Source organism: Winogradskyella sp. (assembly GCF_025210595.1).
Classification (GTDB): domain Bacteria; phylum Bacteroidota; class Bacteroidia; order Flavobacteriales; family Flavobacteriaceae; genus Winogradskyella.
Window position 1 is genome coordinate 1 of sequence record NZ_JAOARH010000103.1, and the last position, 10,446, is coordinate 10,446.

Here is a 10,446-nt window from a genome sequence, read left to right on the forward strand (position 1 = left end):
CGCTACAAACGATATTAAGCACGAGGTTACCAAAAGCGCCAAAGAAAGTAATATTATAGATACCGACACTGCGAAAGAAATACAGAAAGAAATCAATCAAATTAAAGATGAAGTTGAAGATTTTTCTGGATCTATAAGACGCAACATGTAATTACTATTCTTTGCTACACCATCAACATTTATCAACTACACCTATAAACACTTCTTACGAAGCTCAACATAATTAAGCATAAGTTTTTAATTATTAAAACAGTCCATTTTTATTAGGTGAGTCTTTTTCAATCACTTGGCCAAGATCCCAGAGTTCGGTTATTTTGTTAGCTGCATTAAACTTAAAAATATGCACAACGGCAATGTCCATATTCTCTTTACAAACTAAACTATGCGTTATTACTTTATCTAATTCTTCAAAAGTATTCTTTACTTCAACACTTCTATTGGGTGCTTCTAAATGAGCTTCTTCCATCGCTTTTTGCAAAGCTTCTTTTGTGCCTTCAAAATATTGATTGTGATGAATAAAATCTTCAGAAACTAAGTTATAAAAAGCATCTTTAACTTTTCCCATTCCTGCTAATTGCAAAAACTCATTAGCAATTTCTTTTCTATTCATCTTAATTTATTTTTTCCTGCTAATCGTTAATCCATCTCTAATGGGTAACACAACTGTTTCAATACGTTTATCTAATTTTAATAAGGTGTTATAATCTAAAACAGCTTTAGTTGATCTGTCTTTTTCATCTAGTGGTTCAACGACCTTACCATGCCATAACACATTGTCAGATAGAATTATTCCACCAGAATTAAGTTTATCTATGATTAAATGAAAATAGTTGCTATAATTTGGTTTATCGGCATCAATAAAAACCAAATCAAACGTTGAATTGATTGTAGGAATAATATCTATTGCATTTCCTGTATGCTGAATGATTTGTTGCCCAAACCCAGATTCATCAAAATATTTTCTCTGAAAATCGGTTAATTCTTCATTAATATCTATAGTATGTAACTGACCATCATTTGCTAAACCTTCTGCTAGGCAAAGTGTAGAATAACCTGTAAAAGTACCTAGCTCTAAAATAGACTTAGGATTAATGAGTTTAGAAATCATGCTTAGTACTCTACCTTGATAAGGACCACTAAGCATGATAGGTTGTAATACTTTTTGATAAGTTTCTCGAGTAAGTTGCTGTAGCAATTCTGGTTCGTTTGCAGAATGTGCAACAATATAATCATCTAGTTTTTCGGGTAAAAAATGCATAAAATAAAAATGAATTAGACCTCACAGGTTGAACACTTAACAAAGTAAAAGTGTAAAAACTCGTGAGGTCTCTTTTATTCAAAATTAAATATTTAAAATCTTAAATCCGATATATTTAAATATTATTCTACAGATTCTTCAGGAGTTGCAGCTACTGGCTCTACCTCTTCAGGCTTACCTAAAAAGAACAATACAGCACCAACTACGATTAGACCAATTTTTATAGCCCAAGCAACTCCTTCTCCCCAATTATATATCCACATCAATATACTTGGTACTCTATCAAAAAAGTTTAAAACAATAGCAAAAAGACCAAAAAAGATCATGTAACCTCCGATTTTTCTCATAATAATTAATTGTTTGATTAGTGCTTTAAATATATAACTATTTTAATAACTCAATGATAATCTGAATTATAAAACAAAAATAGTTGTATTATCTAGTTCAATTTACTTTCAGAAATCCAATCAATTAAAGCACCAACATCTACAATAGACCACGAGTGTGGGTGCCTTGTGCCATCTGATCTAAAGCCTTTGTTTTTGGTTTCTATAAGTTGTACTTGTGTCCAGTTTTGTTGTTTTAAGGTTTTGTGTAGTTGCTGAATACTAAAGGCATTTGTATTTTTAAAATCGGTATCGCGATTAGCTTTCCACCAGTTTTTATCAGGTTCGGTATAGAGTTGCAAATGAATAGTTTTAAGTGCCGAAATATTTTCTATATGCTGAGTTTTATAGGTATATGGTGACACGGTTTGAATATTTGTAAGTAAACTATCTGTACCGAAATTGTCTTCAAAATAATTGATAATAAATTTAGGTTCAGCTAAGCGTTCTTCAGATAAATCGTTTCGTGCTACATCACTTACCGAACTTTCATATAAAGCATACAAATCTAATGGTGGATCTACAACAAAAGCACCTTTTACAGACAGTTTGTTTTGCTGTAACAGATATTGTGTTAATGCAAGTGTTACATTACCACCTATAGACATGCCACCAATAAATACCTTTTGTGGTGGTAGCTGATGGGTTTTTATGATGTTTTCAATTTGCATTACTAAAGCCTTACAATCATTTGTATTAACCCAAATGTTACGTGCGTAATTTATTAGCAATAACGACATCTGGTTTTGAGCAGCTGCCTCAGCTATTTTAAACTCTTTGAGTGTGCCTTTTGCGTCACCTCCACCTCCAGGAAATAGAATTAACAGTGCTTTTGATTGTGCTGCTTTATGCAATTCATAGTCTTCTGTGCTTAATGTTTCAGACTTTATAGTTGTTGCTTCAGGTTTTGTTGTTTTAGATTGACAACCTAAGCAACAAATAGCAATAAGCATGATAAGAAGATGTTTCATAGTAACAATTTAGAATAAAAATAGAGATTAAAAACTAAAATAATTCAGGTTAAATTTATTTTAAAACATTTAGTGAATGCCTTGCATCATTTTTTTAATGAATGGTGATACTAATAAAGCAATAATGCCTACAGCTATAGTAATAACACCAAAACTTGCATATACAGAAACATAAGAACACAACTGTTGCATGGCTTCACTCTTACTCGTTATAGCTTCACTTTGTAATCCTGTAACTAACGATACAATATCACCAAAAACACCTTGACTAAATGCATTACTTTCACCTTCGGAAACTGTGGTGAGTTTAGCAATTTTACCTGCAAAGTAATGACCATAAAAATTAGCCGAAAACCAAACTCCCATAATAAATGCAACGTATTTTAGAGGTGATAATTCGGTCATTTTAGATAAACCAATTGGTGAGAGAAACAATTCGCCAATGGTGAGGACTAAATAACCAAATACGAGATAGCTCATTGCTGTTTTTGCAAAGGCATCAGCACTATGAGCAGACAAAGCAAAAACCACAAACCCTAAACCTAAAAACACTAAGCCTAAGCCAAATTTTATGGCCGAATTAGGATTGCATTTTTTCTTAGTCAAAAAAGTCCAAAGCATTGAAAACGGAATGGCAAATAAAATAATAAAGCCAGCATTAATACTATTGGTTCCTGCAGCATCCATGCCTACAAGATTTACGTTTCTGTCAGCAAACAAGGTTAATGAGCTTCCAGCTTGTTCAAATATAGCAGAGAATAACGTATAAAGTATGGTAAAGTAAACGGCTACTAATAGGCGTTTTTTTTCTTTACTAGAAACTGAACTTATAATATAAGCGATATAAATAAGCAAGAAGACCGAAATGACCCAAACTAAATAATGTTCAAACTCATGAAATTTTACGATTAATGCAAATACAGGAATCGATAAAAATGCTGCTATAGTTATCCATTGCCCTTTGTTTAGTTGTAACCATTTTTGGTTGTACTTTTCTTGATTTGGCACTAAACCTTTGTCTTCAAAAATATGATGCTTTAAACCATGATTAAAAACAATAAGCCCAATAAGCATGCCTATTCCTGCTAATACAAAACCATAATGCCAGCCATAGGTTTCGGCAAACCATGCGCAAGCTAAAGGTGCTATGGCTGCACCTAAATTAATGCCTAGGTAAAAAATAGTAAAGCCAGAATCGCGTCTGGTGTCACCTTTTTCATAGAGTTCGCCTACAAAAGATGAAATATTAGGTTTAAAAAAACCGTTACCAACAATAATTAACCCTAAGGATCCGTAAAAGAAAATCGGCAATTCAAAGGTTAAAAAGAAATGTCCGAGAGCCATTAAAACGCCCCCTAGTAAAATGGCTTTTCTAAATCCTAAAATTTTATCAGCTAAAACACCACCAATAATTGGTGTTACATATACTAACGACATATATGCTGCGTAAACGCCAAAGGCCATATCGTCTGTATATAGTAACTGTTTGGTCATGTAAAGCACTAAAAGTGCACGCATGCCATAAAATGAAAAGCGTTCCCAAAGCTCTGCAAAAAATAAGTAGATTAAACCTTTTGGATGTCCAAAGGTTGTGTTAGAATTTGTTGTTGCCATCTGTTCGCTTTTTGATTTATAGTAATTGATGAGTTTATTGTTCGGTTTTATTTAGTGACCATATTAATGCTTTCGCTTTAGTAGCGCGATAGATGGTGTTATGTTTTTCGTTGGGTTGGTCTGAATAATTCCAGGTTAAATTCGTTGTTGAATTGTGTTCTAAAAATGATGCTAATTCTCGAGTATACTTTTGAATATCTTGAGCATTAGAACCAGCAAACCAGATTTTAGTGTCTTTTTCGGGGTAATTTTCAAGAAATTGTTTAGCATTATTTACCAAATAATTGTTATTCCACCATAAGGAAGGATCCATAGCGATATAAAAATCAAATAAACTAGGTTGTTTAAAAAAGGTTTCCATAACAAACAAACCTGCTAGTGATTCGCCAATAATTCCTTTTTCATTATTAGTTTTATAACGTTTGTTTATTTCAGGAATTAGTTCATTTTTTATAAATGCTCTAAAATTTTTAGCACCATCTGTCATTGGAATATTATACTGTTCATGTTCTTTAATTTTAGACTCACCTGTTAAATCTCTTCCTCTTTTTGTGTTTTCTATACCAACTAATATTATTTCAGGAATTTTATGTTGTTGTATTAATGTGTCTAAAGTATTAGCGATATGCGGAAAATCTTCTTTTGTGCCACCATCTGGCATATATAAAACAGGTAGTTTTTTATTGAGTTCTTTATAGTTGTTTGGTGTCCAAACATTAATTGTGCGGTTTTCCTTAACATGTTTTGATGTTAAAATAAAGCTGTCATGAGTTGGAATTGGATCATTGTGGTAACTTGATTGAGTGTTGCAGCTAAAAACTGATAAGATAATTACTAAATAAAATGATGTTTTCATACATTTTTTGTTTTGATTACGTTGACGCAGAAAGCTACTTTTAATTTTAAGCAGTTAGCTGTTCTGTTAATTTAAAGCAAAGAAGAAGTAATGCTAATAGATAGCATAGCCTTGTAGCAATTTGTAACAAAAAATAGCAATTGTGAGTTTTTGTAACTCTAGTATTTATCGGTGTTTTTTAGAAATTCTGCCAATAAAGCATCATCAATAAAAATATGTTCGGGAAGTATTCTTAAACGATATTTGCTTTCGCCAATAAAGGTAATAAGGTCTTTTCGTTCTAATTTATTATCGGTTTCAAGATTAAGAATGGTGTTAATATTATCGATAATTCTAGTTAAATAGGTTTGACTTTTAATGTCACCGCCAGAATTTACAGTGATGCATTGCTGGTTAGGCTCGAGGTGTTTTCTGCGGTAAGCAAACAATAGTAAATTACGATATTGCGTGGTTTTTGATTTAAAATCGATATGTGCATCTACAATACCTTTTGAAGGAATACTAAGTGTTACAATAGACCAATCTATAAATCTAATCTTCATTTCTTTTGGCTTTGGCGTATGTGCCAATTCTATAACCCAACTCGAAGCCAATACCAAAAATATGGCCACCAACGATGTTTTGGTAATAATCCTAATAAGGTGGTTATTAAAATCATTATCTAAAGCAATAAATACATCTGAAAGCTGAGATACAAACAATAGGAAAATAACAACTACAGCAATGATAGCAACCAATTTTAAACGTCTGTGCATGAATGTTCTATAGAATGACATTGCCATAAGCACACACAAAAATGTGGTAAGAAATAAATCTGGTAATGCTGCGAGTTTAATACCTGAAATAGTTGTGTTGCCAATAGTATTAGATAAAAGCAGTGTAAGTGATGCCACACAAACAATTATGATTACAATGATTTTTACATTTTTTTCATTTCTGTAAATAAATGTTGGTGCATTATGAAAATAATACAAAGCCAGTAACCAAAATAGGTTATTAATTGTAGATAGTAAATTAATACTGATTTGATTAGCAATACTGTTTGTTAAATTAAATTTAAAAGCACTATAAGCCCAAACTCCAGCAACTACCCAAACGAGCATCCCAAAACTTAAATAGAGTAAACCTTTATCAATGCGCTTTTGTGATTGACCTTCTTCTAAAGTAGTTTTAAAGCGTGTTCTAATATTGTAATAAATAGCTAATAAGAGAATAGCACCTATTAACGAGATAAAGATGTGTGCAATATTATGAAACTGGGTAATTGAAGCATCCATCTTAAGATAAAATCTTCTGTATCAGTTGCTGTTTTGCATTGTTATCATCACCAAATAGCCATTGCAACACATTGTCTTCCCACATTTCATCTTTTTCTTGTGTTGAAATAATCTCGCGTTCTATAGCTAAGTCTAAAATTTTTCCAGGATACGACGATTGTCTATCACTTTCCATTTCACCTAAAGGATAAGGATCGTCTAGTCCTATTAAAATTTGTTTCGAACCTTGATTCTTAACCAATAAATCTAACGAACCTGTATCATGAACAAGCGTATCAAAAAAGATGTTTTTATGACCAACGGCTTGTCTTGGGTGATTTTTACCTTCAAATAAATCTGGTCTACCATCAAAGCCTTGAATACGTCGTCCTAAATTCATTTGTGCTAATTGTCCACCATGAGCAAAACAAATACGCATATTAGGATATTTTTCATAGTAACCATTAAGTGTTAAAAAATGATAAGCATCTGCACATTGTGCCAGCATCCATATAAGATGAAAACGCCATGACGTGTTTTCTAGTTTTATAAATTTTTCGCCATCATAAGGATGAATTTCGATAGCTAAATTGTATTTGTTGGCGAGTTCAAAAATAGGCTCGTTTTCTTCATCAAAAATACAACGCCAAGTTCCAATGGTATCCATATAGTGGGTTGGCAAACACAGTAAACGCATCCCTAATTCTTCAACACAACGTTCAATTTCCCAACAGGCACCACGCACAAAACCAGGATGCACTACAAAACCACAGGTAAACTTACTCGGATTTTCCTGTTGTACACGTGCATTAAAATCATTCTGAAATCGTAAAGCCTGCTTCATTTCTTCTAATCGCAGTCCATTACCGTAAAGCTGAGAAAGGTTTAAAACTACAGCATGATCAATCTTAAAACGTTCCATCCATTCTAGCTTTTCGTTTAAGAAAAAACTAGAGTCTGTTACAGGACGGCTCCAATCTTTTTGAAGCATATACTTTTTATCCTTATCTACCCAAAAAATACCTTTATCTTTCATAAAATCAGGAATCTCTTCAGGATATGGAAGTAAATGTGAGTGACCGTTTATTCTTAGCTTTCGTTTAGTCATTGTTATTTATTAAGTGTCTTTAGCCGAGGCAATCTTTTATCTGTTTTCTTAAATTATCGTTTACTTTTTGGAGTTTTGCTTCTCTATTGTGTTATAATATCTATCGAAAATTGCAGGCATATCTGTCTCTATATTTTCTAAGGTGAATTCTTCTTCATATAATAAACTTGCATCCTCTTCAGAATACCATTGTAATTTATCTTTTACACCTTCTGGCCTTGGATATTCTACAACTAAGCCAACAGTATTAGCAGCTCTTTGAGGCGAATGAGGTACTTTTGGTGGCAACACAAAGATTTCACCTTCTTTAATAGGAATATCTTTTGGCTCACCATTTTCGATTACCTTTAAAACCATATCGCCTTCTATCTGATAGAAAAACTCTGGTGTTTCATTATAGTGATAATCTTTTCTACTATTTGGGCCGCCAACTACCATAACAATAACATCAGCGTCTTTCCAAACAACTTTGTTACCAACAGGTGGTTTTAATAAATGTCGGTTTTCATCAATCCAAGCTTTGAAATTGATAGGTGGATATAATTTGCTCATAATTAAAAGCCCTTTTTAATTTCCCTATTTTGACTGCGATCAACACAGGCTCTGGGAAAAACTCATTGCGGGAATTTGAGTTTAGTTAAAATTAATCGTGGATATAAATATAATATAATTTGTAAAAGTTTGCCTATACTTTCACTTTCTCTACTAGTCTTTAAAACAGGCAATCTATTTATGATTATTTCTCAATAACGCTTAAGGCCAATCTAATTTTAAAATAGTCTAAGGTTTCATTAAAATATTCAAAATAAGGTTTTAAAGCACTTGTTTGCTTTAGCTCTTTATGAGCCTTTTTAACAGCATCAACTTCTAATTGACTTACAAAATCATATATATTAATGCGCTTACCTTGACTGTAAAGCTTAGCTATATGCGAATAAATGGTTTGTACTTTTAGTTGACGCTGTTCAGCAATTTCTTCAACACTCAATCCTGATTGATACAGCTTATATGTAACTAACGTAGTGTCTTCTTTTTTCTTTTTTTGTTTGCTTTGCATAAAAGCAATAACCTCTGCTATAAATTCATCGCCATAAGTCTCTAGCTTGTGTTGCCCAACACCACTTACAGCTAACAATTCTGTTTGGCTCATAGGACGTTCGCGTTCTATTGCTTTTAGCGTAGCATCATTAAAAATAAGATATGCTGGTATGTTTTCGTCTTTAGAAATTCTATAACGCAATTGTCTTAAACGCTCAAATAACGAATCTTTAGACTGCTTTACTTTTGAACTTACTTTAATCTGTTCAGCTTTTTTCTCAGAAAAATCTACAGGCTTGGTTAACGACACAACAGCTGACTGAAACAAAACCTTGTTAGCAAATGCTGTGAGTTGTAGCGCATTATTTTTATGAAACGCAATTTCACAATATCCTTGATTTATCAACTGAATAATATACTGTTGCAAATCTTTCCAAGAAATATCTTTGCAAATGCCATAAGTAGATAGACTTGTATAACCTTTATCTAAAACAGTTGAATTTTTAGCACCACGTAAAATATCAACTACTATTCCTATAGCCTCTTTTTGCTTTAAACGATAAATAGTTGAAAGAATTTTTTGCGCTATAACAGTACCATTAAAAAACTGTGGAGGATTTTTACACACATCGCAATTACCGCAATTGTCTTCTAATAGTTCACCAAAATAGCTAAGTAAAATTTTACGACGACAAGTTGTAGCCTCAGTAAACTGTTTCATACGATCTAGCTTAGCCAATTGTACAGTTTCATTACTACTACCATTTGCAAATTGCCTTAATTGAATAACATCGGCATAACTATGAAACAGTATGGCATGCGCATTTAATCCATCACGGCCTGAGCGTCCTATTTCTTGGTAATAGCCTTCAATGTTTTTGGGCATGTTATAATGAATTACCCATCGTACATTAGATTTGTCTATTCCCATTCCAAAAGCTACTGTAGCACAAACAATCTGCGTATTATCAAAAATAAAATCTTCTTGCACATCGTTACGTTCTTTAAACGATAAGCCTGCATGATAAGCTGCCGCATCAATCCCTTTAGCTTGTAATTTTTTGGCAACCTGCTCTGTAGTTTTTCGGCTTAAGCAATAAACAATCCCTGATTCGTTTGGACGCTGCTCTATAAAACGTATAATTTGATCTATACGCTTATTAGCAGGACGTACCTCTAAAGCAATATTTTTTCGATCAAAAGACGAAATAAAAGCTTTAGCATTAGGTATTTTTAATTGTGTTAAAATATCATCTCGTGTTGCTTTATCTGCAGTTGCGGTTAATGCTATTATGGGAGTATTAGGCAAGGACGCTTTTAAAAAGCCCAACTGTTGATAGGAAGGCCTAAAATCATGTCCCCAAGACGATATACAATGAGCCTCATCAATAGCTACATAACTAATATAGTTTTGGTTTAAGATAGGCTGCAAACCTATTAAACTCTCTGGCGCTACATAAAGTAATTTTATAGCTTTTTTAGCAACATCCTCTAAAATTTTTATTCGGGCGCTATCATCTTGGCTACTATTAAAAAATGCTGCTGAAACTCCATTAGCATTTAAACCATCTACTTGATCTTTCATTAAAGCAATTAGAGGAGAGACCACCAAAGTAACTCCTTTAAAAATAGTAGCAGGTAACTGAAAACATATCGATTTACCACCTCCTGTTGGCATAATAACCAGAGCATCTTTTTTAGCCAGCACGTGTTTTATAATTTCCTCTTGCTGACCTCTAAAAGCATCATAACCAAAATAAGTTTTTAGGTTAGTTAAAATGTTAGTTTCCTGTAGCATTACATCATTAAATAAAAACACCTATAAGATTTAAAAACCTTATAGGATCGTTTTACTAAATTTTTCTATTTCTAAAGTGATTTTGTACGTCCACCATCAACAGGAAGATTTATTCCATTGATATAGGCAGCGCGTTCACTGGCTAAAAATGTAATTGCATC

Annotated in this window: 10 protein-coding genes and 1 pseudogene; all 11 read right to left on the reverse strand. The window is 32.8% G+C overall.

Annotation, left to right across the window (positions count from 1 at the left end; genetic code table 11):
* Nucleotides 1–244: 244 nt before the first annotated feature.
* Nucleotides 245–610: a nuclear transport factor 2 family protein gene (locus N4A42_RS11280; protein WP_294074020.1), complete on the reverse strand. Its 366-nt coding sequence runs from the start codon at nucleotides 608–610 to the stop codon at nucleotides 245–247.
* 6 nt (nucleotides 611–616) lie between these two features.
* Nucleotides 617–1,258, reverse strand: a complete 642-nt coding sequence (locus N4A42_RS11285; protein WP_294074022.1) for an O-methyltransferase — start codon at nucleotides 1,256–1,258, stop codon at nucleotides 617–619.
* Nucleotides 1,259–1,380: 122 nt separating this feature from the next.
* The gene (locus tag N4A42_RS11290) at nucleotides 1,381–1,605 is read right to left on the reverse strand and encodes a hypothetical protein (RefSeq protein WP_294074024.1); all 225 of its coding nucleotides are present in this window, start codon (nucleotides 1,603–1,605) and stop codon (nucleotides 1,381–1,383) included.
* Nucleotides 1,606–1,697: 92 nt separating this feature from the next.
* Entirely contained in the window at nucleotides 1,698–2,615 is a 918-nt protein-coding gene (locus N4A42_RS11295; protein ID WP_294074026.1) for an alpha/beta hydrolase fold domain-containing protein, read from the reverse strand.
* Nucleotides 2,616–2,684: 69 nt separating this feature from the next.
* The gene (locus N4A42_RS11300; RefSeq protein ID WP_294074028.1) at nucleotides 2,685–4,229 is read right to left on the reverse strand and encodes a peptide MFS transporter; all 1,545 of its coding nucleotides are present in this window, start codon (nucleotides 4,227–4,229) and stop codon (nucleotides 2,685–2,687) included.
* Nucleotides 4,230–4,263: 34 nt separating this feature from the next.
* A complete protein-coding gene (locus tag N4A42_RS11305) occupies nucleotides 4,264–5,085 on the reverse strand; it encodes an alpha/beta hydrolase-fold protein (RefSeq protein ID WP_294074030.1) in 822 nt (273 codons plus the stop codon).
* Nucleotides 5,086–5,243: 158 nt separating this feature from the next.
* Entirely contained in the window at nucleotides 5,244–6,362 is a 1,119-nt protein-coding gene (locus N4A42_RS11310) for a hypothetical protein (RefSeq protein WP_294074032.1), read from the reverse strand.
* Nucleotide 6,363: 1 nt separating this feature from the next.
* Nucleotides 6,364–7,449, reverse strand: a complete 1,086-nt coding sequence (locus tag N4A42_RS11315) for an amidohydrolase family protein (protein WP_294074034.1) — start codon at nucleotides 7,447–7,449, stop codon at nucleotides 6,364–6,366.
* 60 nt (nucleotides 7,450–7,509) lie between these two features.
* Entirely contained in the window at nucleotides 7,510–8,001 is a 492-nt protein-coding gene (locus N4A42_RS11320; RefSeq protein WP_294074036.1) for a 3-hydroxyanthranilate 3,4-dioxygenase, read from the reverse strand.
* Between the two features lie 184 nt (nucleotides 8,002–8,185).
* Complete coding sequence (gene recQ, locus N4A42_RS11325) at nucleotides 8,186–10,285, reverse strand: DNA helicase RecQ (protein WP_294074038.1); 2,100 nt, start codon at nucleotides 10,283–10,285, stop codon at nucleotides 8,186–8,188.
* 71 nt (nucleotides 10,286–10,356) lie between these two features.
* Nucleotides 10,357–10,446 (reverse strand): annotated as a pseudogene (locus N4A42_RS11330) (short-chain dehydrogenase); the annotation flags it as partial.

What these genes read in the sequence shown, in the direction of transcription:
- N4A42_RS11280 (WP_294074020.1), bottom strand. Translation starts at nt 610, where the DNA reads ATGAATAGAAAAGAAATTGCTAATGAGTTTTTGCAATTAGCAGGAATG.
- N4A42_RS11285 (WP_294074022.1), bottom strand. Translation starts at nt 1,258, where the DNA reads ATGCATTTTTTACCCGAAAAACTAGATGATTATATTGTTGCACATTCT.
- N4A42_RS11290 (WP_294074024.1), bottom strand. Translation starts at nt 1,605, where the DNA reads ATGAGAAAAATCGGAGGTTACATGATCTTTTTTGGTCTTTTTGCTATT.
- N4A42_RS11295 (WP_294074026.1), bottom strand. Translation starts at nt 2,615, where the DNA reads ATGAAACATCTTCTTATCATGCTTATTGCTATTTGTTGCTTAGGTTGT.
- N4A42_RS11300 (WP_294074028.1), bottom strand. Translation starts at nt 4,229, where the DNA reads ATGGCAACAACAAATTCTAACACAACCTTTGGACATCCAAAAGGTTTA.
- N4A42_RS11305 (WP_294074030.1), bottom strand. Translation starts at nt 5,085, where the DNA reads ATGAAAACATCATTTTATTTAGTAATTATCTTATCAGTTTTTAGCTGC.
- N4A42_RS11310 (WP_294074032.1), bottom strand. Translation starts at nt 6,362, where the DNA reads ATGGATGCTTCAATTACCCAGTTTCATAATATTGCACACATCTTTATC.
- N4A42_RS11315 (WP_294074034.1), bottom strand. Translation starts at nt 7,449, where the DNA reads ATGACTAAACGAAAGCTAAGAATAAACGGTCACTCACATTTACTTCCA.
- N4A42_RS11320 (WP_294074036.1), bottom strand. Translation starts at nt 8,001, where the DNA reads ATGAGCAAATTATATCCACCTATCAATTTCAAAGCTTGGATTGATGAA.
- recQ (WP_294074038.1), bottom strand. Translation starts at nt 10,285, where the DNA reads ATGCTACAGGAAACTAACATTTTAACTAACCTAAAAACTTATTTTGGT.